15 protein-coding genes are annotated in these 25,340 nt (G+C 49.7%); 5 read left to right on the top strand and 10 right to left on the bottom strand.

The window, feature by feature from the left end:
* Window positions 1-107: 107 nt before the first annotated feature.
* Window positions 108-1,493 (bottom strand): photosystem II reaction center protein CP43, encoded by a 1,386-nt coding sequence (gene psbC / locus S7335_RS10010; protein WP_006456494.1) that lies wholly within the window; start codon window positions 1,491-1,493, stop codon window positions 108-110.
* Window positions 1,477-2,535: a photosystem II D2 protein (photosystem q(a) protein) gene (gene psbD / locus S7335_RS10005; protein ID WP_006453491.1), complete on the bottom strand. Its 1,059-nt coding sequence runs from the start codon at window positions 2,533-2,535 to the stop codon at window positions 1,477-1,479. Before psbD ends, psbC begins: the two co-directional genes overlap by 17 nt.
* Window positions 2,536-3,164: 629 nt before the next feature.
* Here psbD and S7335_RS10000 point away from each other — a divergent pair.
* The 3 genes from S7335_RS10000 to S7335_RS09990 all read left to right on the top strand — a co-directional run bounded on the left by S7335_RS10000 (window position 3,165) and on the right by S7335_RS09990 (window position 6,122).
* Window positions 3,165-3,779 (top strand): photosystem I assembly protein Ycf4, encoded by a 615-nt coding sequence (locus S7335_RS10000; protein WP_071776925.1) that lies wholly within the window; start codon window positions 3,165-3,167, stop codon window positions 3,777-3,779.
* A gap of 338 nt (window positions 3,780-4,117) precedes the next feature.
* Complete coding sequence (locus S7335_RS09995) at window positions 4,118-4,894, top strand: peptidylprolyl isomerase (RefSeq protein WP_006456878.1); 777 nt, start codon at window positions 4,118-4,120, stop codon at window positions 4,892-4,894.
* 40 nt (window positions 4,895-4,934) lie between these two features.
* Window positions 4,935-6,122, top strand: a complete 1,188-nt coding sequence (locus tag S7335_RS09990) for a beta-ketoacyl-ACP synthase (RefSeq protein ID WP_006453917.1) — start codon at window positions 4,935-4,937, stop codon at window positions 6,120-6,122.
* Between the two features lie 128 nt (window positions 6,123-6,250).
* Here the strand turns inward: S7335_RS09990 and S7335_RS09985 are convergent, their stop codons facing one another.
* From S7335_RS09985 to S7335_RS09955, 7 genes are all read right to left on the bottom strand, one after another.
* On the bottom strand, window positions 6,251-6,655 hold the full coding sequence (locus S7335_RS09985) for an MAPEG family protein (RefSeq protein ID WP_006456978.1): 405 nt from the start codon (window positions 6,653-6,655) through the stop codon (window positions 6,251-6,253).
* A gap of 90 nt (window positions 6,656-6,745) precedes the next feature.
* Window positions 6,746-7,687, bottom strand: coding sequence for an acyloxyacyl hydrolase (locus S7335_RS27270; protein ID WP_006456210.1), 942 nt, complete (start codon window positions 7,685-7,687; stop codon window positions 6,746-6,748).
* Between the two features lie 63 nt (window positions 7,688-7,750).
* Entirely contained in the window at window positions 7,751-8,800 is a 1,050-nt protein-coding gene (locus S7335_RS09975) for an isocitrate/isopropylmalate dehydrogenase family protein (protein ID WP_006456525.1), read from the bottom strand.
* Entirely contained in the window at window positions 8,797-16,779 is a 7,983-nt protein-coding gene (locus S7335_RS09970; RefSeq protein WP_038016031.1) for a type I polyketide synthase, read from the bottom strand. The genes S7335_RS09975 and S7335_RS09970 overlap by 4 nt, the downstream gene beginning before the upstream one ends.
* A 54-nt stretch (window positions 16,780-16,833) precedes the next feature.
* Window positions 16,834-18,093, bottom strand: a complete 1,260-nt coding sequence (locus S7335_RS09965) for a glycosyltransferase (RefSeq protein WP_006457383.1) — start codon at window positions 18,091-18,093, stop codon at window positions 16,834-16,836.
* Window positions 18,090-19,724, bottom strand: a complete 1,635-nt coding sequence (locus S7335_RS09960; RefSeq protein ID WP_006455643.1) for a glycosyltransferase family 39 protein — start codon at window positions 19,722-19,724, stop codon at window positions 18,090-18,092. Before S7335_RS09960 ends, S7335_RS09965 begins: the two co-directional genes overlap by 4 nt.
* Before the next feature lie 168 nt (window positions 19,725-19,892).
* Entirely contained in the window at window positions 19,893-20,768 is an 876-nt protein-coding gene (locus S7335_RS09955; RefSeq protein ID WP_038016027.1) for an alpha/beta hydrolase, read from the bottom strand.
* A gap of 176 nt (window positions 20,769-20,944) precedes the next feature.
* On the opposite strand from S7335_RS09955, the gene S7335_RS09950 reads away from it, so the two are divergent.
* Window positions 20,945-22,657, top strand: a complete 1,713-nt coding sequence (locus tag S7335_RS09950) for an alpha/beta hydrolase (protein WP_050765826.1) — start codon at window positions 20,945-20,947, stop codon at window positions 22,655-22,657.
* 91 nt (window positions 22,658-22,748) lie between these two features.
* Here the strand turns inward: S7335_RS09950 and S7335_RS09945 are convergent, their stop codons facing one another.
* Window positions 22,749-24,503: a hypothetical protein gene (locus S7335_RS09945; RefSeq protein WP_006457697.1), complete on the bottom strand. Its 1,755-nt coding sequence runs from the start codon at window positions 24,501-24,503 to the stop codon at window positions 22,749-22,751.
* 78 nt (window positions 24,504-24,581) lie between these two features.
* Between S7335_RS09945 and S7335_RS09940 the strand changes: the two genes are divergently transcribed.
* A complete protein-coding gene (locus tag S7335_RS09940; RefSeq protein ID WP_006455285.1) occupies window positions 24,582-25,271 on the top strand; it encodes a bifunctional 2-polyprenyl-6-hydroxyphenol methylase/3-demethylubiquinol 3-O-methyltransferase UbiG in 690 nt (229 codons plus the stop codon).
* Window positions 25,272-25,340 lie beyond the last annotated feature (69 nt).

Below are 25,340 nucleotides of genomic sequence, written 5' to 3'. Positions count from 1 at the left end.
TGACGACAGAGCGCCCACCGTCGAATGACAGTAGGCGCTTCATTAACTGTTAGTAGGCTATCAACTAGTCTACTAACCAGGAGCTATTGCAAAAGCAAAAGACATCACTAGTCAAGATCAGGCATTGATAGTACTGGCTCTGCCTCACGGTTCAAGCCACGCTCAAAGCCACCCTCGGCAGCTCTAGCACGACCTGCATGCCATAGGTGACCAACTAAGAAGAAGAAGGCCATCACAAAGTGGAAAGAAGCCAACCACTGACGGGGGTTCACAAAGTTAACAGAGTTAACCTCAGTGATAATACCGCCTACAGAGTTGATAGAAGCGTTGGGCGCGTGAGTCATGTACTCAGCCGCACGACGTACCTGCCATGGTTGAATATCGTTCTTGAGCTTGTCAAGATCAAGCCCATTAGTACCCCGCAAGGGAGCAAGCCAAGGACCGTCAAAGTCCCAGAAGCGCATGGTCTCACCACCAAAGATGATCTCTCCAGTTGGAGAGCGCATGAGGTACTTACCTAGACCAGTCGGGCCTTGAGCCGAACCGATGTTAGCACCTAGGCGCTGGTCACGAACCAAGAAGGTCATGGCCTGTGCTTGAGAAGCTTCAGCGTTAGTAGGTCCATAGAACTCACTGGGGTAAGCAGTGTTATTAAACCAAACGTAGCAGGAGCAGATGAAAGCCATCAAAGAGACCGCACCGATGGAGTAAGAGAGATATGCCTCACCATTCCAGATCAATGCGCGACGTGCCCAGCCAAAAGGCTTTGTCAGGATGTGAAATACGCCACCGAAGATGCAAATGAGGCCAATCCAAATGTGACCACCGATGATGTCTTCCATGTTGTTGACCCCAACAATCCAACCTTCGCCACCAAAAGGAGACGAGGCGAGATAGCCGAAGATAACTCCAGGATTGAGCGTCGGATTTGTGATCACCCGAACATCGCCGCCACCTGGTGCCCAAGTGTCATAAACACCGCCCAGAAAACAAGCTTTTATCACTAGAAGGAAGGCACCTAAACCAAGCAAAATAAGGTGATATCCAATGATATTAGTCATCTGGTTTTTGTCTTTCCAGTCCTGGCTAAAGAAGCTGGAATATTCTTCAAGCGTTTCAGGGCCGCGTAGAGCGTGATACACACCACCTAGACCGAGAACAGCAGAAGAGACCAAGTGAAGTACACCCACTACAAAATAGGGAAATAGGTTGATAACTTCACCACCAGGACCTACACCCCAGCCTAAAGTGGCGAGGTGAGGCAGGAGAATGCAGCCCTGCTCATACATGGGCTTTTCAGGGATATAGTGAGAGACTTCAAACAAAGTCATCGCACCTGTCCACAATACGATCAGACCGGCGTGGGCAACATGTGCACCCAAAAGTTTACCGGATAAATCAATTAGGCGGGCGTTACCAGACCACCAAGCATAGCCAGTGGAGGGCTGGTCGCGGCCACCGCCGACGAAGCTGTTATTAGAGAGCGTTACCACGGGGGAGTACCTCTTCAGGGAATACAAATTTCTCATGCGGCTGGTCCTGCGGACTCAACCACGCACGAATACCTTCATTCAACAGAATGTTCTTCGTATAGAACGTTTCAAACTCAGGGTCTTCGGCTGCCCGAATCTCCTGCGATACGAAGTCATACGCTCGCAAGTTCAAAGCTAATCCTACAATACCAATCGAACTCATCCATAGCCCCGTTACCGGAACAAACAACATGAAGAAGTGCAACCAGCGCTTGTTGCTAAACGCAATCCCGAAGATCTGCGACCAAAACCGGTTCGCAGTTACCATCGAATAGGTCTCTTCTGACTGAGTCGGCTCAAACGCTCTGAACGTGTTCGCGTTCTCATCGTCTTGGAACAACGTGTTCTCTACGGTCGCTCCGTGGATTGCACACAGTAGCGCACCACCTAGGATGCCGGCTACGCCCATCATATGGAACGGGTTCAGCGTCCAGTTGTGGAAGCCCTGCAAGAACAATAGGAAGCGGAAGATGGCCGCTACCCCGAAGCTCGGCGCAAAGAACCACGATGACTGTCCCAACGGGTACATCAAGAACACAGAGACGAACACCGCAATCGGTCCACTAAAGGCAATCGCGTTGTATGGCCGAATGCCGACTAGACGAGAAATCTCGAACTGGCGCAGCATGAAGCCAATCAAACCGAAGGCACCGTGTAGGGCAACGAACGCCCATAGGCCACCAATCTGGCACCAGCGAACGAAGTCTCCTTGGGCTTCGGGGCCCCACAGTAGCAAGAGCGAATGGCCCATACTATCAGCAGGGGTAGAGACTGCAACCGTTAGGAAGTTGCAGCCTTCTAGGTATGAACTAGCCAAGCCGTGGGTGTACCACGACGTGACGAAGGTAGTGCCGGTCATCCATCCACCGATAGCCAAAAAGGCGCAGGGGAACAGAAGCAAACCGGACCAGCCTACAAAAACGAATCGGTCGCGCTTTAGCCAGTCGTCGAGAACGTCGAACCGTCCTCGCGCGGCGGGCGCTTGGCCCATTGCTATGGTCATTTAATCAATCCTCTCAATATGGCCCTCAATATGGCATTAAGTCCTTTGTTCAATGGCTTTGAGGATAAACCTACATTAGCCAACCTCTAAGGCCAAGAACCTAGGACAATTGCACGCCGAATAGCGAGTCGCATACTCAGACATGTCAGATACCAATAGACTTAGCTAGCAGATGTCCATAAGATGGATTCTCCTAGTCAATCTATGTCTAGGTGGCTAGAGTTCACCACCACAAAGGATTTTGGCATGTACCTATCATAAGGACTGATCCAAATTTTTACAATCCGCAATGTTAGTTCTCAGTTTCATTTACACAATTTTTTAGACGGAAATAATAGGTGCTAGCAGGCTGATGTAGGTATGATCGCCGCCCTATATCAATTGTCATTTGATCTTAATTGATCCGTTCAAGCCTTCAAGAACAGCGGATTACATAATGGAAATCGGTTGTTCTTGAGGGCCTGACTAACAAAAAAGAATAAATTCTTAAATGTTTAATATTTTTTCCTTTCACCGTCATTTTAGAGACAGAGTCATCAGCATAGGCCCAATTAAACCGATAAAACCGATATCATTTAACAAGTCCGGCTTGTGGCTGTGTAATTACTCGTTCGATTGGCCCTTTGATTATGACTGTTTCCAAAAGCCCTACAGATTCTGCGAATTCTACTAAAGCCTCATCTAAAGATCGCTCGTCGGAAAAGACCATTTTGCGCAAGGAGATTCTAGGAGCGAGGCGGCCAAGTAACTACTTTTGGGCTGCTGTTACGGCTATTGGTGGCTGTGGCTTCTTTTTAGCAGGCCTCTCTAGCTATCTACACACTAATTTGCTGCCGTTCTCCGACTTACCCGCACAGCTAGTGTTCGTTCCCCAAGGAATTGCGATGGGGTTTTATGGCATAGCGGCACTATTGCTATGTACTTACCTATGTCTCATCCTGGTCTGGGATGTGGGAGGTGGCTATAACGAGTTTAATAGAGAGACGAGCAAGGCACAGATCTTTAGGCATGGCTTTCCAGGAAAGAACCGACGAATCGACTTGCACTATCCGCTGAAAGATATATTGGCTGTACGTGCGGATATTCAAGAGGGGTTGAGCCCTAAGCGAGCGCTTTACTTAAAGATTAAAGGGAAAGGGGATATTCCTATCACAAGAGTCGGTCAACCGATTGCACTTTCAGAGCTAGAAAACCAGGGAGCAGAACTGGCCCGCTTCTTGCAAGTGCCCCTAGAGGGTCTGTAGAGGGCCTAGTAGATATTCGATCTTCGGCTTTGCTAGTATGTTTCCATTACTTAGGCGCTACCCAAGATAGCTCTCTATGTTGCTCCTGGGCTCTGACTAATACGTCTTGTCAATACCAGTTAGCAGCATCTGAAGTTTAAGCGTTGTGGCGACTTGAATGTGGCGTCAGCTTGTGAAAGGATAGCTGGCGCCCTTCTATTCTAGTAGACAAACTTTGAAGGCAGACCTTTCGACGACTTGATAGATAAATTTCTATAAAATGGGCTGAACTGGAGAATAGCTGGCCTAGGTGATCAGCGCGAAGAGAACAGAAGTGGCTTTTTGGAAGCCTGTATGAGATGAAATTAAAATTTAGATTCACCGGCAAATGGTCTTTGCTAGTCGTGATCGCGCTATTGGTTATCAGTTGCACAACGCCAGCCACAGACTCCCCCGTTGCACAGGAGCCTTCTGCCCAAGAAGCGCCAGCTGTGTCAGCTGAGTCGACAGCGGCTGGACTGACAGCAGGGCTACCCGTGCTGAACGGAAAAGCAACGGCGGAAATTCAAGTCGATGGCCGAGCCATAACGGTAGAGCTAGATGGTGAGAAGGCTCCGGTCACGGCGGGTAATTTTGTTGATCTTGCTGAAAAGGGCATATACAACGGGACTGTGTTTCATCGGGTAGTACAATCGCCTCAGCCCTTCGTAGCACAAGGAGGGGATCCACAAAGCGTCGATCCTAATGTGCCGACTAGTCGACTAGGGACAGGTGGATATATTGATCCAGCCACAGGGCAGGAACGGACGATTCCGCTGGAAATCATGCCTGACGGTTCTGATGAGATTGTCTATGGCAAAACGTTTGATGAGGCTCAGATCCAGGTACCTCCTGAGCTAGACCATAAGCGAGGTGCGATCGCGATGGCTCGTTCGGGCGTAAACACAGCTTCGGCTCAGTTTTACATCACGCTAGCAGATGTTGCTTTTTTAGACGGTAGCTATGCTGTATTCGGCTATGTTACAGACGGTATGGATGTCGTAGATGATATTCAAGCTGGTGATGAGATCAGTTCTGTAAGAATTGTATCTGGAGCTGAGAACTTAGTATTGCCAGATGATGCAGCACCACAGTAGAGCGTATTAGGTAGAACGGATTAGATAGGATCAACTGCGAGTGGCTGATCAAGACGTCGTAGTGACTGGTGTCAGCTTGAATACGGCGCTAGGCAACTCGGTGTCGGAGAATTGGACAAGATTGATGGCTGGTGAGAGTGCGATCGCGCTCCGTCAACCTTTTATCGAGCTGACACCGGGCCCATTAGCAATGAGCGGCAAGTGGCCTATGTCTTTGATAGACATAGGCCAACGCCTGACCTATCAGGCTTGGTACGATGCTGGGCTAGTCAGAGATAGTGACCCACTACAGCCACTATCAGCAGCAGACTGTGGGGTAGTCGTCGGGTCTAGCCGGAGTTCTCTACAGGTATTGGAACAGATGGCTGCGCACCAGCGAGTTTTTCCAGGGCAGCTAGTAGGAGATTGGCTAGCGGCTTTAGCGCATAGTCCCGCTCTAAGCATTGCTAATATCATCGGTGCCACCGGTCCTCTCTTGTCACCAATGGCTGCCTGTGCAACGGGCACATGGGCGATCGCACAAGCAGCAGATCTTATTCGGAGTGGACAATGCCACCGGATGATCGCTGGGGCAATCGAAGCACCGATTACACCGCTAACGATAGCGGGCTTTCGGAAGATGGGAGCATTAGCACAAACAGGTTGCTATCCATTCGATGTGGAGCGCGAAGGATTCGTGCTAGGAGAAGGCGGAGCGTTGATGGTGTTGGAATCAGAGAACATAGCGGTAGCGCGAGGCGCGCGAATTTATGGAAAGGTATCAGGCATAGGGATTACCAATGACAGCCATCATGTCAGTTCGTTCGATCCGAGCTATGCAATGGGAAAGCTGGCGGTGCGTCGCTGCCTAGAGCGAAGCGGACTAAAGCCAGAAGCGATCGATGCCGTTCATGCACACGGAACAAGCACGATGCAAAATGACCAGATGGAGGCAGCGCTAATTGAAGATTTGATGGCGAAAAGGAACAATCGTCCTTTACCAGTAATGGCAAGCAAAGGCGCGATAGGACATACTCTCGGTGCGTCTGGAGCAGTAACTGCGGTGCTAGGACTCATTAGCTTATGGCGACAAGAAATACCCCCTTGTGTAGGACTTAGGCAAGCAGCATTCGATCTTGACTTTGTCTATAGCGGACGTCCAACAGCGCTCAGAAATCTATTGTGCTTCAGCTTTGGATTTGGGGGACAGAATGCGGTGCTAGCTCTCAAGTCATCGTCTCGTAAATAAAACTTGAATGAAACTCGTCGAGGCGTTGAGCGGGCGATTAACTGCTATATCCGAATGTTCGGTTCGGCCCTGGGAAAACAAAACAGGCTTCGCAGCTATCAATATGACACTGCCGTATGCTACGGCTCCTAGAAGGTGACGTGTGGAATGCAGATACGCCAGACAATGACACCTAGTCCGATAATAGAGCCAACGTAGGCAAGCGATCGCACTGGTCCAAATCCAGCAATATAGGCTATACCGTGCAAAACTCTAAAAGCGAGAACTGCAATCGCGGCATTCGCTGTCCATACATCCGTCTGCCCTACCACCTGCGCAATTAAGATCACGGTTGCAATCATCGCCAAATTGTCATGATGATTACGCTGAGCTCGGTCTGCTCTACCTACCCAAGGCGGACCTTCCACAGGCTTGTCTCGGTTGCCTGCGGCCCATTCGATGCCCGCTTCAGACACACGTGCCAATGCCGGGAGATGATTGAGCGGAATAGACCAAAGGGCTAGTAGAAGCAGACAGGTAAGTTCGGTGGTCATAGAAAAGGTCGATTGTTAAGACTATAAATTGTTAAGACTATAAATAGAGGTCAGCTTCGAGTCCACTCAGCTGCCTGGAAGGGAAAAAATCTAGAAGGGAAAGTTGTAACCAACGTAGCCATAGAGAGCATCCAAACCGGGATTGGAGTCGAAGAGGCTAGCATTGGAGATATGATACCAGCGCAGACCAGTCATAATACGCTGGGTGTCGTTGACCGCAAAGGTCGCACCACCGCCAATCTGAGGGGTGAAGTTGAAGCTAGAACCTGCGTCTGGGACATCGTTATTAGTAGTAAGAAGACCTGCACCGCCGTCGATGTAGATAGACCAGTTATCTCCACGTATCCAATGTGATCGCAGTAATAGCGCTAAGTTCAAACCGACTGCATTGTTGCCTTGCTGATCAACAGCTAGCCCATTGAGTTCGAGGTTAATGCTATGACCATTGTAGAAAAAGTGAGAGACGCCAGCACCGACTAATCCAAATAAGTCATCATCAAAATCAGCACCTAAGCCACCTTGTACATACCAGCGCTGTTTGCCAGCTTGAACAAACTTTGAAGGGGCTTCGTCTAATTGATTCTCCTGAGTCAGCAAGGCAGCACTCTCATAGTGCTTAGGGTAGTGCTCAGGAGAGTAGTGCTCAGGAGATTCGCTCTCTAGTTCCACTACTTCATAAACTTCCCTACTCCAGTTTTGTTGCTCGGAGGTTAGTTGGCTAGAGATTTGTTGGCTGAGAATTGGTTGCTGGGGATGTAAAAGATCAATACTGGGCTGACTAACGCCTTGCCAACTGATAGGTTGTTGCTCGGCAGCTTGTTCTATTTCGGGTATAGCAAAGTCGGAGAGTTCCGTAGGTGTTTCTTCTGCTAGGTCGGATAGTGCTAAATCAGATGGAACAATAGGCTGTGCGTCTGCTTCCACAATCGGTTCGTCCGCTGCCGCATTACCCCCACCAGCTAGGCAAGCGATGCCAACAAATAGGATTGTACTAAGCGTATAGCGTTGGCACTTTATAGAATCAAAAAACATATAAATGAGTCAAGCGAAGCATTTTACTTCAGAAGTCAGACGAATGATTGGTATTCTACCTGCTTAGGGCTCTCGAATATGCATCAGAAACAACTCGGTCAGTGCGGCAGTAGTCAGTACGTTTTCTGAAGCTGAAGCGGATGGTAAGGCGAGATCAAAGGTCCTATATCCCTGCCCAAAGATAATCTCTTGGATTTCAGTCAGTCTACTAGCAGCATTTTGCTCGCCCCACTGCTCTAGCATAAGAATAATTCCCGCAAGGGTCCCTAGCGGATTGGCAATGCCTTTACCCGCGATGCTTGGAGCAGTACCATGGACGGCTTCATACAGACCAAACCCATTCGCATTAAGACTAGCCGAACCCAGCAGACCAATTGAGCCGGTAATCGCACCGCCTAAATCACTCAAGATATCGCCAAACAGGTTTCCCGCTAGTACGACATCGAAGTCTTGTGGCCGGATGACTAGCTGCATGGCTAGGTTGTCGACTAGCATTGGCTCTACTTTAACAGTGGGAAAGGCGATCGCCTCTTCTGCTACTAGCTGTGACCAAGGTAGATGCGGTAGCGCATTTTCTTTATGGGCCACGACTAAGTGCGATCGCCGTCGCTGCGCATACCCTAAAGCTACCCTAGCCACTCGTCTAATTTCTTCGTCCGCATAGCGCATCGTATGAAATCCATACTGTCCGTTCTCATCTACCCCCCGACCCGATGGGCCAAAGTAAATGCCGCTAACTAGCTCGCGGACAAACAACAAATCTACCCCCGCTAGCCGCTCCGCTTTGATTGGCGAAGCCCGCACAAGGCTAGGCAATGAGCGAACTGGGCGCAGATTAGTAAAAAGATCAAAATGGCGTCGTAGTTCTAACAACCCACCTTTTGTCACTGAGCCAAACACAATACCGTCTGAAGCTTCACACAGCCGCAGCGTCTCGGTGGGTAATGGAGTGCCAAACTGTTCGCGAGCAGGTTCGCCGATCAGCGCTGGCTTAACGGTGAGTGTGAACCCCGTTTTAGAAGCGATCGCCTCTAAAATAGTCAAACTAGACTCAACCACTTCAGGGCCAATCCCCTCACCGGGAAGCGCAGCAATTCGATAGTGACGGGTCACGTTTGAGCCACCGTGTTTAATATCATTAGCTCATCTGCGATTATTCCTACAGTCTGCTGGATCTGCGCTTCTGTATGTGACGAACTTAGGAAAAACCTTAGCCGCGCCGCATCATAGGGCACAGATGGATAGACCATGGGCTGGACGTTGATGCCTTGTTGGAACAGAATATGGGAAAGCTGCACGGCTTTGTACGGCTCACCTACAATAATCGGGATGACTGGGGAATCATGACTATTACCCGTGTTCAGGCCTCTTTCTTTTGCCAAAGTCAAGAAGAGATGAGATCTTCGCTGTACCTTGGCGACTAGGGTAGGATCTTGTTCTATGATTTGTAGCGCTGCGAATGCGGCGGCAGCATTAGAAGGAGCCATGCCCACACTGAATACGAAACCAGGCGCCGTATATTTCAAGTACTCAACGAGTTCTGAGCACCCTGCAATATAGCCGCCGCAGCTTGCAAAAGATTTACTCAATGTACCCATCCATAGATCCACCACGCTTGGCTCAATGCCAAAGTGTTCACCGATACCTCGCCCGGTATTGCCTAAAACACCAATAGAATGCGCTTCGTCCACGAGTAAGAAGGTCTTGTGTTCTGCCTTTAAACGCACAAATTCAGGCAGCGGTGCCAGATCACCGTCGGTGCTATACACGCCTTCAATTGCGATTAGCACTTTCTCGTAATGACGGCGATGCTCTTTCAATAGCTGACTAAGCGCCTGCCAGTCGTTGTGAGGGAACTCCATCGCTGTTGCGCCGGAGAGGCGACAGCCTTCTCGAATGCTGTTGTGACTGAGCGCGTCGTATAGAATCAGATCTTTTTCTTGAAATAGATGACCAATAGTAGTGACGTTGGTAGCATGGCCGCCGATATAGACAATGCAGTCCTCTGTTCCAAGGAATTTTGCAAGTCCTTGTTCTAATTGCTGATGAATGGGGCGTTCGCCAGAGACAACCCGACTGGCTGAAACTGAAGTACCGTAGCGGGTAATCGCATCTTGGGCGGCCTGGTTCAATCTGGGATCACCAGAGAGTCCTAAATAGTTATAGCTAGCATAGTTAATCAGCGATCGCCCTTCAATTTGCGTTGTATCTGTTGCGGTACCTTCATGCACAGTGAAGAAGGGATTTCCCAAATCTTCAACCCGGTCTAGATCTTGACGAAGGCGGCGGTAGTCGGGAAGCTGAGAGAATTCATAGTGCTCTAGAGGTGGGGTATAAGGGGTATAGGGCACCTGCGAATCCGTTTGGGATGCTACCTGATCGCTAGCGGTATCAGAAGAGACTTCTTGAAAGGTAGGTAGATTATTGGTTCTATTTGCAGCGAGCCCACCGTTTTCAGCGCTTTTGCTTGGAGGTTTATCTAAAATAGAATCTCCTACTGACTCATCTTCTTGCTGTTCTGCTGGCAAAGCATCATCTACAACAATCTCGTGCGATAGATAGTTCGCTAGCGCGTCGATTGTAGGATAGTCGAAGGCTAATGTCTGAGGAATAGGATGGTTGAGATTTTTCTGTAAGCGGTTGCTAAACTCTACCGCCATCAAAGAATCCATCCCTAGATCGCCAAACTGCTGGTCAGGGGCGATCGCCTCGGCAGAACTAAAGCCCATCACCTTGGCTAACTGAGTACGAAGGTAGCCAGTGAGAATTTGAGCGCGTTGGCGTAGCCTCTCCTCGGGAGAATTGTCTTTCTCACACTTGGCTAGCTGACTGAGCACGCCGGATTGTATGCGCGGCTGCGGAGCTGTAACGGGCTTCACCGCAGAGAGTAAAGACGAATTTGAGCCACTCGCTTGTCCGCTAGCTGTTGCCATAAAGGTAGCCCAATCGATTGGAATAATGCCAATCTGGGCTTTGGGCTGTTGCATCAGCTGCGACATTAGATCCAAACCGACTTCTGGCAAAATCTGCGTTAGCCCTTGCTCTACCATACGTTTCTTGCTGCGCTCGTCTAGATTAGCAACCATGCCAGCCTCGGCCCAAGGGCCCCAGTTTAGGCTCAGCGCAGGCAGTCCTAGACTCTGACGATGGTGAGCAAGACTATCTAGAAAAGCGTTAGCCGCTGCATAGTTACTCTGTCCAAGTGAGCCCATCACAGAAACAATGGAAGAAAAACAAACAAAGTGATCAAGATCAATCGATTTGGTCAGCGTATGCAGGTTCCAAGCGCCCATTACCTTCGGCTTCATTACCTTGGCAAAGTTCTGCCAAGATTGGTTGATCAGTAGGCTATCTTCTAGGGTGCCCGCTAGATGAAAGATACCTTTTAGAGGACCTTTTAGAAGACTAGTGTTTGAGGTGAGATAGGGTGATAAAGCAGATTCGAGAGCAGATAGGTTGGAAACATCGGCCTGAATGGTTTCTACTGCTATTCCGGAGCGCTGAAGTTCATTGATTGCCTGTCGAGCGGACTCAGAGGGCGATCGCCTACCCATTAGCACCAAATGGCGCGCTCCTTGTTCGGCGAGCCACCGGGCTAGCTTTAGACCAAGTGCGCCCAATCCGCCTGTAATTAGATAAGTCGCCTGAGGGTTAATTAGCGGCTGGTGCGGCGCGATCGCACTAAAGGTCAGCACCACTTTCCCAATATGTCTGGCCTGAGCCATATATCGAAAGGCATCAGGCGCAAACTCGATTGGAAAAACAGTCTTGGGTAAAGGGCATAGATTTTTCGCCTTAAACTGCAACATCAAATCAGCTAGAAGCTGAGAAATGAGCTGTGGTTCCTCCGTAGAAACTTCCAACAAATCAAAAGGGAAATAGTCAACATCCGCTCGAATGCGGCTCATCTTTTCAGCATCCCAGATGCCTATTTTGCCAATTTCGACAAACCGACCCTGTGGCGCTAAAACCTCAAGACTTTTATCAATAAACTCTCCATTGAGACTGTTGAATACAACATCGACGCCGCGACCTTCGCTTGCACTCAAAATATCTTCGGCAAAATCAAGCGTGCGCGAGTCCATCACATGCTGAATGCCCAGTGATCGCAAGAAATCCCACTTCGGCGAACTAGCCGTTGCAAAGACTTCAGCACCTATATATTGGGCAATTTGGACCGCCGCTTGACCCACACCACCGGCAGCTGAATGAATGAGAACGCGATCGCCTTTTCTCAACCTGGCACAGTTCACCAAACCATAGTAAGCCGTCAAAAACGCTGTCGGCACCGTCGCTGCATCAGCAAAACTCATTGAAACAGGTTTAGTCACCACAAACTCTGCCGGAACGGTGACAAACTGTCGTAAGCTACCTACTGCCTGAGCTGCAATCACCTGATCGCCCACTTTCAAATGATCTACGCCTTCACCCACAGCGCTTACGACGCCAGCACACTCCCCCCCAAACGGAACCTCGCTCGGACTCGAAAATCCCATCTCTTCCAAAACAGACTGAAGCATTCCTAACGCATTCAAGACATCTCGGAAATTCAGGCCCGACGCCTTCACCTGAATCTCCACTTCTCCTGCATTTGGCGGCTGTCTTTCTACAGGCAACAAAGTGAGATCGTCTAAGACACCATAGCTAGAAAGGCCAAGCCGAAAGGCTGATTCTCTAGGCTCTGTTAGCGGTTGAATCGCTTTATTTTGAGGCAAGATCCTAGCGACAAAACGGTTGTCTTGACGGTAGGCAATCTGCTCTTCCGGGCCAGGCGCACAGAGATCTTGTACTAGTAGGTCTTGCGCTCTATCGGTGAATGGCTGCGGTAAGTCTATAGAAGTACATCCTAGCTCTGGCTGCTCTAGGCGTAGAGTGCGTGCTAGACCCGGCAATGGAGACTGTTGAAGATCAAGCGGACTGGGAGCCTCTATCGACTGCGCATTTTGAGTCAGTAGCCACAATCGCACTTTTAGAGCTGGAAATTTCGCTAGAGTCTGTACTAAATGAAGCAGACCACCACAGATTCTTTCTTGATCTAAAAGATCGCCAATGATTCGGTTTGCATCTAAAGCCCATAGATATACGATTTGGCAGGCTAGCACTCCCTGATTCTCAGCAATAAGCGTAGGAACAAGATCATCAAACAGCTGGCCAAAAGCGGCCGGATCTAGCGAGTTCAGCCTACAGGTGTCTGTATCTAGATCGAGCTGATAGGTATCCGCGAGCATAACCTCAATAACGCGATCGCTCTTATTCCGTAGCTCTTTTGCAACCTGTTTTCCCACTCCCTGACGGTCAGAAAACAGTAGCCAGAATTTAGCATTTTGATTTGATAGTGACTGAGGTTGGTCGTGAGTTTTTACCTGCCAAACTAGTTCATGCAACCAGCGATGCGGGGTAGTTTGAATAGTCTCTAAAGGCTGAATACGCGGCTGAGTTTCTGTTGTTTTGAAGAGCTGTTGCAAAGTAGCGCTTGTGACGTATTTAAGCGTCATTCCGCTCACCTGAGCAGCCAGCTTTCCTGCTTCATTCCAGATGAACAGATCGGCCTTGAGCGCTCTGGGGTTCGAGCCGTTTTGATGAAGTTGAGCGCGTTGTAGTCTAACCGCACACCAGCCAGAACGCTCTAAGGGACTATAAAACTGCAGTTGATCTAGACCGACAGGTAGGTAGGTACCTTGATTTGAGTCCGCTTGCACGGCAGCTCCAATAGTCTGAAAGCAACCATCTAGTAGAGCCGGATGAAGGGCGTAAGTCTTTTCACGGCGGTCCCCTGCACTATCTTTTAGGCTGTCTTCCGTCAGGCAAATCTGGCTGAGTGCTTGCCCTTCTATCTGCCAGAGCTGTTGGATGACTTGGAAGTTTGGGCCATAGTTTAAGCCCTGGTCGCTAAGAGTCTGGTAATAGGATGGGATTGCCACTGGGTGAGCCAATAGCGCTCCCTGAAAATCCGCTAGCTGAAAATCCACTAAGGGTTTCTCGGTAGCCTCTCTGTTAAAAATAACTGTCGCGGTAGCGTGCCTAATCACTTCTTCAACAGTTTCTCTATCAGCTCCGTTCGAAGAGTGCAGGCTAAAAACTTGAATAGTAGCTTGGTCTGTATGCTCTGGAATCAGCGAGATTTGTAGCGTACTTTCTTGATCTTTGCAGAAGGTAAGCGGCTTCTCAATGACGACTTGTTCTAGGGTCAGCTCAATAGAGCTTTTCCACTGCTGCGCGGCGGCGATCGCCATCTCTACATAGGCCGCTCCCGGCAAGACCACCTGTCCCAAAATGCGGTGATCGTTTAAGTACTTAGGTAACTGAGCACTCAGCTGAGCTTGGAAATGTTTTTCCTTAGAACCTGCCAAGGGTAGATAGTTACCAATCAGCGAGTGCCCCGTTTCGTTACCAAATGTCGTCTTCTGAGGGGGCTCCATACTTGGGATACTAGCCTCATCCCACCAGTAGCGCTGCCTTTGAAACGGATAGGTCGGCAGCGAAACCGACAGTCCTTTAATATCAATCTCTGGCTCTACCGCCTGCCAGTTGATTTCTCTACCTTGAACATACAGCGCAGCCAAACTGCTAAGAATAGAGACTTTATCTGATTGATTGGGACGTAGACTAGCTAGCCACTGCACATCTTCTACAGTAGGTAAGCAGCCTCGCCCCATGCCTAGCAAGATTGGCTTGGAACCAATTTCCAGAAAAGTTCTCTCGCCGTGCTGGTAAAGCGTCTCCATTGTGTCTAGAAAGCGGACAGGCGATCGCACATGGCGCACCCAATAGTCGGCCGTTGCAATCTCCGCAGTGGCCAGTTTTCCAGTCAACATAGAAATTATCGGCAGCGTCGGCTGGCGAAATACAACAGACTCTGCCACCACTCTAAAGTCCTCTAGCATTGGCTCCATCCGCGCTGAATGAAAAGCGTGAGAAACCGCTAATGGCTTTGCTCTAATCGACTGCTGTTCTAGTGTCTTGGCAATTTGGGCGATCGCCGCCGCGTCTCCTGACAGTACAGTGCTTTGTGGTCCATTAACCGCTGCAATCTCAACCTTCAACCCTATTCCCGACCGCTCACACACTTCCTTGCAGTGCGCTACATCTGCTATTACTGACAGCATTGCCCCGCCTGCCGGCAGCGCCTGCATCAGCCGACCTCTCGCCGCAATCAGCTTCAGGCCATCTTCAAGGCTAAACACACCCGCTACACAGGCCGCCACATATTCACCTAAACTATGGCCGAGCACAACCGTAGGCTGAACTCCCCATGACTGCCACAGCTTCGTTAGTGCATATTCAAAGGAGAACAGAACAGGCTGGGTAAACTGGGTTTGGTCGATTAGATCTTCTGACTCAAAAAGAATCCTTAATAAATCAACGTTTTGCGCTGCTAAAACCTCTGCACATTGGTCAAGACCCTCACGAAAAATAGACTGAGTGTCATACAGCTCACGGCCCATACCTACAAACTGCGATCCTTGGCCTGTGAATAGAAAAGCAATCCCTTCAGGCGAATCTTGACTAACTTTGTTAGAAACTACACCGGCAATCTCTTCTTCACCTGCTAGCCAGTCTTGCAGCTGTACCTTTAGCTGCGCAACAGATTTAGAAATAAAAGCTAGCCGATAAGAGAAGTGCGATCGCCTCGTATTCGCTGCCTTACACAAAACGCCTAGATCAATATCCTGCATTTCTACCAAATCTAGATAACCTTTCACCAACGAGTTCAAAGCCGCTTTGTTCTTTGCGGAGATGGCTAAAACTCTCTCGGAATCAGGAATTGAAACAGTCTTTTTACTGTCATTAAATGTTGCCAAAACAGTATGCGCGTTTGTACCTCCAAAGCCGAAGGAGTTAACGCCAATGTAAGACTCCGCGGGAAGAGGCGCGATCGCCGACTGCACCTTCAGTCTTAGCCCTGCAAAGTCGATCGCTGGATTTGGCTGCGAATAGTGCAAACTAGGTGGCATCTCCCTATGCTTCAGCATCAGCGCCGCTTTGATCACGCCAGCTACACCCGCCGCCGTCTCAGTATGACCAAAGTTAGTTTTCACCGATCCAATTGGACAGGCTTGCTCGGGCCTACGCCCCGCCGAAAGTACTGCTCCTAGCGCCTGCGCCTCAATCGGATCGCCCAGCTTTGTTCCTGTCCCATGCGCCTCTATATAATTGACCGCTGCTGGGTCAATCTGCGCTAGTCGATAAGCCGCTTGCAGTACTGCCGTCTGCGCTTGTGGATTTGGCGCTGCCATCCCCTGACTAAAGCCATCCTGATTTACCGCACTACCGCGAATCACTGCATAGATCGGATCGCCATCCGCTTGCGCCTTTGACAGCGGCTTTAGCACAACAATGCCCGCCCCTTCACTGCGAACATAGCCATCCGCACTCGCATCAAAACTTTTGCAGCGGCCTTCACCCGACATAAAGCCACCCTTCGAAAAGCCGGCAGTCACCGTCGGCAGCAGTAGTACATTCACACCGCCGGCGACTGCCATTTCAGACTCGCCCGTCCACAGACTTTGACAGGCCAAATGAATCGCCACCAAAGAAGAAGAGCAGGCCGTATCTACTGCCAGACTTGGCGCCTTAAAGTCAAATAAATACGAAATTCGATTGGCCGCAATACAGTTTCCTGTCCCCGTCGTTGCGTAGGGATCGTTCACTGGCTGCTGCCACAGCATAATCGAATAGTCGTGCGTGCCAATCCCAATAAACACGCCCGTTCTAGAACCTCGTAAAGCCTTCGGGATCTGACCTGCATCTTCTAGCGCTTCCCAAGTCACCTCTAGCAGCAGCCGCTGCTGTGGATCCATGGTGGCTACCTCACGAGGAGCCATACCAAAAAACTGCGGATCAAACTGATCTACCTGCTCTAGGAAACCACCCCAGCGAGTATTGGTTTTATTGGGTGTGTGCGGATCAGGATCGTATATAGACTCTACGTCCCAACGAGAGCGAGGCACCTCGGTAACACTGTCTACACCGCTGCGAATCATCTGCCAAAAGGCATCAGGTGTGTTTGCGCCTCCTGGGTAACGGCAGCCGATGCCGACAATTGCAACAGGCTCAGGTGAAACAGAACGAGAGGGGCTAAAAGCACTCATGCGGATGACACAAATCAAACTTCTCTATGTAGTAATGCTGAGAGATAGGGGATGTCAAGACGAGGAGTGTAGGGAAATCTGATTTTGCCAGGTGGATAGCAGGGTAGGCACCACGTTTTCCCAGTCATAACAGACAACATCTTGCTGGGCTTGCTGGCCTAACTGACACCGTAGATTTACGTCTGAAACTAGCTTTGTCAACGCTTGTCCAAAACTTTCGCTATTTTGTGGTTCAAACAAAAGGCTGTTTTTCCCATCGCGAATGTGAGTTTTCACGCCGCCTTTGGCAGGTGCAATTACAGGAATCCCTGCTGCAAACGCTTCTAGCACGGTTAGTCCGAGGGTTTCTTTTTCAGAGGTAGTGATATGTATATCGCTATTCGCCAGCAGAGAGGGCACGGCGTTTGGAGCTATTCGTCCTAGCAGATGAACGGAAAGCCCGGTTGAGTTCGCTAGCGGCTGCAGCTTCTCTAAAACTGTGGAACGCAGTTCTCCATCGCCGGCAATGATGATTGCAATTTGGCCTAGCAGGGGGGCGTTGTTCGGATCGCCTGCCCAAGCAGCCAGCGATCGCAAAGTAAATGCCCATCCCTTATCGGGCGTCAACCGTCCCAAGAATACAAGCTTCGTCTTGTCTTGCACTCCTTCAATTTTGTACGTCTTCGCAAAAAAATTGGGATCTGGGCGCTGCGTCTGAAACGCCTGAACGTCCACACCCAAAAAGCGATCGCACAGCACGTTCCTTACCTTCATGAGCGCCATTTTCTCAGCTGTCACCGGGCTAGAGACCAAAATAGCGTCATACGAGTGAAACACAGGCCGAATAAACAGCATCGAGAACCACTGAAGAAAAGCAATCAAGCCAGAGGGCAGCGGCCAAAAATCTTCAATATAGTCAATAAAATTCGTGTGATAAAAGCCCACACAAGGAATGTTGTGCACCTTAGCATAGGCCACTCCCGATGCCCTCAAAGTCCCTAGGAATATTCGATCCGGCTCATCTACGTGCACAATATCTGGATCAAACATGGCCAGCTCCTGATTCAATCGCCGATTTGCCCGTCTGCTAAAATTCCGCTCAAACTCCACCCCCATAAACGGCTCGCTCGGCAAATTCACCACCCGTACCCCGGGCAAAATTTCGCCATGATAGTCGCGCCAGCTGGGATATACCGAGGCTACCGGCTGGTAGTCTGGGCACAAAATCAAAACCTGATGACCCAGCTTACTGAGCACCCGCACCCGGTGAAATAAAGAGACAGTAACCCCATCGATAACCGGCAGAAAGCCAGAGCTAATTATGGCAATTTTCATAACAGCTTGACCTGCCATAGCGTCAAGGCAAACCCACCAGATATTAGCGGCGGCGGCTGGTAGAGCTTAGTCAGCTTTAGTCGTTGGCTGTCCTCAACTCTCTGCCTTACTTGGGTGGAAGGAGCGAGCAAAAAAGTCGCTTTACCTTCGCTTAGAATACCTGTCAGTAGGTCATTCGCGGAAGCCGTATCGCTAGGCAGAACGTAGAACACAATATCAGGATCTAGATCGTAGCTAAGGGAGATCAGATCTTGAATGGAGCTAGGCGTAGTCACTAAGTGGGGCGATCGCACAGTGTTTAAAAGCGCAGTCAGATCTGCGTTGCTCAGATTTCGGCTCTTGAGATAGGGCGAGGGCTGAGGAATTAGACAAGAAACCAAACTCACGGTGAGTAGTGAAGCTGCAATCAATCGCCATAGCTTAGTCGGTGAAGGAAATTTGAACAAGTGGTCACACAGCAAATAAGCGACGACTAGCAGCACGACCAGATGGGTTGGCATCAAGTAGCGAGGCGTTGCCGCTGCCTGCCCGCTACGTAGAAGATCGACTAGCAGCAACAGACTAGGCGTCGAAAGGGCCGTCGCCAAAACAAGTCCCCAAAGCTGAGGAGAGGTTCGCCGCACAAAAACATAGCTAGCGTAGCCAATTAAAGTAAGGGTCGCTGTTGCCACTACCACCTGTACACCGAAAACCAGTGGCCTTTCTGCTACGGGCACATCGAAAAATAGTACCGCTAGACTATAAAACCAGGTGCCTAGCGTTGCCCAGATTGGCGCATATTGCTGCATCCAGACCGTATTACTCTGCAGTTTTGGCCAGTGGGTAAGCACAACAATCACCCAGGGAGAAAGGGCAGATAAGGCGATCGCACTAGCCGTTAGATAGGCATAGAGTCGCCGCCGATACCACAGCAGCACTGCTAGACCCTGACCCAACACAACCAAGATCGTCAGCAAAGATGTGTACAACGACAGAATCAGACAGGTGCCATAGGCTATCCACCATCGCCAGCGACCTGTTTGTAGCGATCGCCATAGGCACTGAGTTGTTAGCAGTAGCAGCAAGATCCACAGACTATACGGACGCGCCTCCTGAGAATAAGCCACGAAAAAGGGAGAGATTGCCAGCAGCCCTGCCGCCGTTTTTGCCACAATCTGTGCCTGGGCGTCCTTCATCTGAGAAAAAAGTGATCGCCCCGTACCATACATTGCCGGAATTCCTAGCAGACCGAACAGGACCGGTAGGCTTCGCATCGCCACCACAGAATTGCCAAACAGCTCCGCCCAAAACCGAGCCAGGACAAAATACAAAGGCGCATGCTCTGGGCTTTGAACCAAAACCCCAATCAAACCTAGCAACGGATGTTCAGCAGAAGAGTCTTCAACTGGCCGAATCACTTGAAATCGCTGCAGGTCCGAGACACTCAGCGGCTGTTCAGTCGCCACTTGCTCGACTACTTCCGCCTGCGTGTAGCCAGAAACCCGCATCGAAGTGGCTACCTCATCTACCCAATACACCGGCCGATCGAGGTTAGTCACCCGAAATAGCACACCCAGCCCAATCAAAATGACGATGATCCCATTCCATAGCTGAGGCTGAGAAAGGCGAGCAACTCCAAGGCGATTTTTCATTAGGGTGTCTTGTCTGTAGAGGCTACATGCACTTTACAGAAGAAAGACTGCGTAGAATAGCTGCTTTCTATTCTGAGGTCTCTACGTAGCTGTTCGCTACGCGGCTATCTATGAGACGCCTTAGGAATGGGTAGCTTCGCTGGGCGTCTTGAAGGCAGCTTTGGACGTCTAATTTGATTGAAGCCCAATGAATGCTTGGATGCTTTTAGCATAAGCATCGCCCCCAGCAGTCGGTAAGCTGTTGTGGTCCCCGCCATCGATCAAGAACAATCTAGTCGCTGTATTTCCTCCTGAGATTGCTGCTTCGTGAAGCCGCTGACTCATACTCACTGGAACAATGTCGTCGTCGGTGCCATGAATCAGCAAAAGCGGAACCTGTAGCGATCGCATCTTTTGCACAGAATCAAACCGCTGGGTCAAGAGCCAATCTATTGGTATTACTTTGGGTAACAGCGGAAATCTGTAATCCACCATGTCCCGCATAGAAGTAAATGAACTTTCCATAATCAGTCCTGCTGCTTCTGGATGATCGACAGCAAGGTTTAGCGCGATCGCCCCCCCAATCGACTGGCCATAGGCCACAATTTTGCTAGCCTCAATCTGCCGCTGCATTGTTAGATACTGCCAGGCCGCTTCTATATCCTCATAGACTCGCTGCTCGTTAGGAAATGGGCCAGAGCTTTCTCCATAGCCCCGATAGTCAAACGCCATGACCGAACAGCCCCAGTCGTGAAACTGCTGAAATCTAAAAACCAGATCGCTAAGGTTACTGGCGTTGCCGTGGGCAAAAATGACCACTGGAGAATTGGCAACGGCTGTAGGCGCAGGGATCCACCAGCTATGGACCTCTCCGTTCTTGACGCTAAGCCTTAGATCTTCGTATGGCAGACCGACATCGCTGGGCGTACTCCCAACGGACTTGCGTGGCAAGAATATCAGCTTCGTTTGAAAGCGCCACAGCCCTAGATAGGCTAGTAGATAGGCGCATAGAATAGCCAGCAAAACTAGCACCGGACGCCTGCTAACCAACCGGAGGTACTCCATAGGAATTCTTATAAAACACAGCTACTACACAGCAAACATTACACGGCGAGCATCTAACCAAGTTCTGTCATTTTTTCCTGGTTTTCTACTGTGCCTCTGACAAAACTGGCGCATTTTTTCTACACAGTATGCTTGATATACTATGCTTTAGCGCAGCAAAAGCCTATACAGGTCGAATGTTTCAGCCTCTTCAGTTCATAGGAATCCTGCAAAAAAAAGCGCGTCCGCATTTTCAATCTCGCTTCGCATTTCGTCCTAGCGTGATCGCACTAAGTTTTCTCTTAGGTTCCCTCGCTAGCCTAATCGTCCCAACGACTGCCAAGGCCGCAGAGCGCATTCAATTGCAGTATGGACTAGCTGGCATTACCGTCACTCGCCAAGAGCTAGAGACGTTCGCCCAAACTGGAGAAGCATCGGGTGGACTAGAGACTATTCTGGCTCGGCTTGGTCCTGACATCCAAGAACAGCTACGCTCAGCGCTAAAGGCCACCTATAATCTAGATCCTGTCTTAGCTAATCGCTTTTCCTATACTCGTTCAGGCGAGCAACTGCTAAGCGAAGTAGGTGAGCTGATCAAAACTGAATCAGGATTGAATGGCTTCAAAGGATTGAGAGCTGCCTTGACCTTAGCAGCAGCCGATCCAGAAGGATTAACCCTTATCAAGTTTATAGAGAAATTTCCATCGGATATTCGGATCAATATTGCTCAGGCGCTGCGCTTCGGCGGTAGATTTCGCGCGTTGCTATCAGAGACCCAGCAGACGGTTTCACAGCTAACAGAAGACACCGAGGCGATCGCCCAAACCGAACCTCCTATTGACTTCAGCGCGCTACCAGATCCTCGGGCACTAGGTGAGCGTACAGTCTCTATAGAAGCACTGACACTGTATGACCAAGGACGCGATCGCACCATTCCTACCGATCTCTACCTACCCAATTTTCTAGCGACTGACAGTGATCGCTCTATTCCTGTTGTTGTTGTTTCTAATGGACTCGGCGCTAGGCGCGATCGATTTACAGAACTGGCCAATCATCTGGCATCACACGGATTTGCCGTAGCCTTGCTAGATCATCCAGGGAGCGATCGCGAACGGCTTAGCGATTTTTACAACGGTTTAGAAGCTGAAAATTTTGAACCGACTGAATATATTGACAGGCCGCTAGACGTCAGTTTTATCCTCGACGAACTTTCTCGCTTGAACCAAACGCAGTTCAGCAATCACCTAGACCCAGAGCGAGCAGGCGTCTTTGGTTATTCCTTTGGCGGTACAACAGCGCTTGCGCTTGCTGGGGCAGAAATCGATTTAGAGCACCTACAACATGCTTGCGAAACCCGCTCTAGCCTGTTCAATATCTCATTGCTGTATCAGTGCCGCGCCTTGGAACTGCCAGAAGGTGCGATCGCTAACGCTACTCTAAAAGACGATCGAATCAAAGCTATCTACACCTTCGTGCCCTTTAGCCGCAGTCTTTATGGACCAGACGGTATGGCCCAAGTTGACGGTCCAGTCCTGTGGGAAGCGACCGACAAAGACATCCTTACCCCTTTCGTCATCGAACAGCTTCCCGCCTTTAGCTGGCTTAGCGATGGCGATGCTAATCCTGCCGCCAAAGATCGCTATCTAGCTGTCACCACTGGCCTACCCCATGCTCGCATCACCCTAGAAGTCCTTGATCGTCTCACTGGGCAAGAAAACGACTGGGAAGGAATTCGTGCGATCGCTGAAAACTACCATCAGATGCTCAACACCGCCTTTTTCCAAGTCTATCTAGCAGGCAACGAAACCTACAGACCCTACCTTCAAGCACAAGGTGCTCGCTATCTATCCCAAGCGCCCTACGACCTCACTTGGAGGAATTCACTCGCTTCAGATACCCTCGAAGAGTAGGTGTACAAATGACTGCTAAGGCTACCTTTAAAGGTGATTAGTCTTCCTCAAGGGAAAGGCTGTATAGGGCGTTGTCCCACGCCACTAATTATCAGCTATCTAGATTGACCACACAGTTAGCATCCAACGCAATTAAACCCGCTTCGGTGTAGATAGAACAGACAGGTATCGTTTGGCTCAAAGCAGGCAAGCCGCCTTGAGAAAGGCTATCATTCGCTTCTATCACGCTTGCTCTCTCTGAGCTATTGAGCAACCAATCCTTCTGGGCTAAATAGCCATCATTCATAAAATCTTCCGATAGAATCCAGATATCAATACCGTAGAAGGCGATGAACGCTTGCACTTCTGATAGTGCTGGGCTGTACTGTGCGTTCATCAAATCTCGCATTCGCTGCCGCATCTCTCCATAGAAAATCACATGATAGGGTAGAGCGAACTCTCGGCCAACAAGGACAGAGCGCTGGGCAAATGCAGGAATATCATCGTTTACCTCTTGCACCAACGACGCCACCAGGGTGTCTTTAGGAGACTTTGCTAATAAGTCGTAGAGGCTCACAGGTGTTCCAACTTCCCAACTTTGTCCTTTTAGAAAGAGAACAGGAATAGAAGGAGCAACGATAACTGCGATCGCAAACCCGACACTCACCGCTACTCGCACTAGATCTAATCCACTCCACTGTCGCCAGCACCGTCCTTTACGGATCAGCCAGCCAACCCAGCACTGCATGACTAGCGTCAGCATCACACCAGAGGCGATCGCCAATACAAACCGAGTGCTGTAAAAGCTATACCGACTTGGCAGATACAGCGTCGGAAAAATAATATGGGAAAGGAAGAAGAATCCCATCGACGCAACAAATAACTCACCTAGCACTCTGACTTCAGCAGTAATTGCCTTTGAGAGTGGAAACGCTTTGTGAAAGAATTGGGGCACCTTCCACACTACCAGCGGCAGCATTGCCCCTAACCAGATAATCGGCGGATAGAGCGGAAACCGTAAGCCGCTAAGGCCGTCAAACCAAAACGACAGAAAAGGTAATCCAAAGTAAGCACCGCGTCCATTTGGCTGAAACTCCGGCCATACTTTCATCTGCGCCAATGAAGTCAGCGGCCCCGCCTGCTGAGCAACCTGGTGAGAGAATAGCAACAGGACTACGCCTGTCATCACTGCCGCAGTCAACCAAAAACCATAGTCTCGTGACTGCTTTGACAACCTTGGTGTCATCCTATCCCATTTAATTAGCCTGATAGTCAAAATGCCAACAGAGACCAGCGCCATCTGCGGATAAAACAGACTCAATAGCCCTAGCGAGACCAAAGCTAGAACCTTAGAATCTCGCAGTAGATAGTACAAAAAAGCTGCAAACAGCGGATATACGAATGCGCGAGGCGAAGCTGAGATCAAATCGTCTCTAATCCAGATATTCTGATTCAAGATAATAGTTGTCAACGCACCGCAGATAGGGACTGGCAGAATCAGCAGCGCCACCCAAAAAATATAAGCTGTGGTGATCAGTGCTAACAAAAGCGGCACAATCTTCGCAAAGGCAAGCGGTTCAATCCCTAGGGAAGCTGCCAAACTATAGAACGATCTAAACCCAATTCCCTGAATAGCACTGTAATACTCCGCCATAATATCGTTAGGGAATAAGTCGGGATCGACTAGGCGCTGTAGCCAAACGATGTGATAGCGAGCATCATCTTGAACAATGTACGCTGACGAAGTGGAATAGAAAAATGAAACTAAGCCGTAGTAAAGCGGCGTGATGAAGCTAACACCAAACCAAAAAGCCACCTGACGATGTTTTAGCGATAAAGACGCTAATTGAAATGTAGAGTTAATCACGCTAGCAGTAGGTAAGGTGAGTGATAATACACTACGCTTTCTAGTGCGCCTTACGATCTTTTAGGAGAGTTGTTCAACATGCTACGTGCGCAAGATGTCTGGTTTGACCATCTTCAGTCGGCGACTCGCTATAACCAGTGGATCTTCTCTCAGCTACAGCCGCATGTTAAGGGGCGCACGCTAGAAGTCGGCTGTGGATGTGGTAACTTTACGATGTTGATTGCCCAGCACTGTTCAGAACTACTGGCAATCGATTTGGATGAGGGCTATACGCGGCAAACGCGATCGCGCCTTCAAGCTCATCCCCACGTCCAAGTCGCCGCTGCTGATGTGACAGCGATGGCGCCTGATCAGTCGTTTGACACTATCATCATGCTAGATGTGCTAGAGCATATCAAGGACGACGTGGCTGTTTTGCGCAGACTCAGTCAAATGCTGGCGCCAGATGGAACTTTAATAGTAAAGGTGCCGGCGCTTGAATCGCTGTACAACTCACTAGACGAAGCAGTCGGGCACCATCGCCGCTATACGCCTGCGACTTTGCAAACAGCACTGACCAAAGCTGCCTATACGCAGACCACGCTGAACTATTTTAATTTGGCTGGGATTTTGGGATGGTGGCTCAATGGAGTAAGAGGTCTCGTAACGCCACCCGGTAACCAAGTGGGCTGGTTTGATCGCTGTGTACCGTTGTTTCAAACGGTAGAGAACCGATTGGGTTGTCCGGTGGGGCTCTCGCTATTGGCGGTAGCAGCTTGCGATCGTTGATTAAACTGATTAAATTTTATCTGACACCTTTGAATCAACCCTTTCAGCGGGCTATAATCCATCTGCCTT

This window comes from Synechococcus sp. PCC 7335 (assembly GCF_000155595.1).
GTDB lineage: Bacteria > Cyanobacteriota > Cyanobacteriia > Phormidesmidales > Phormidesmidaceae > Phormidesmis.
Note: the sequence above shows the minus strand (reverse complement) of the source record. Positions and strands in the feature narration are given on the sequence as shown.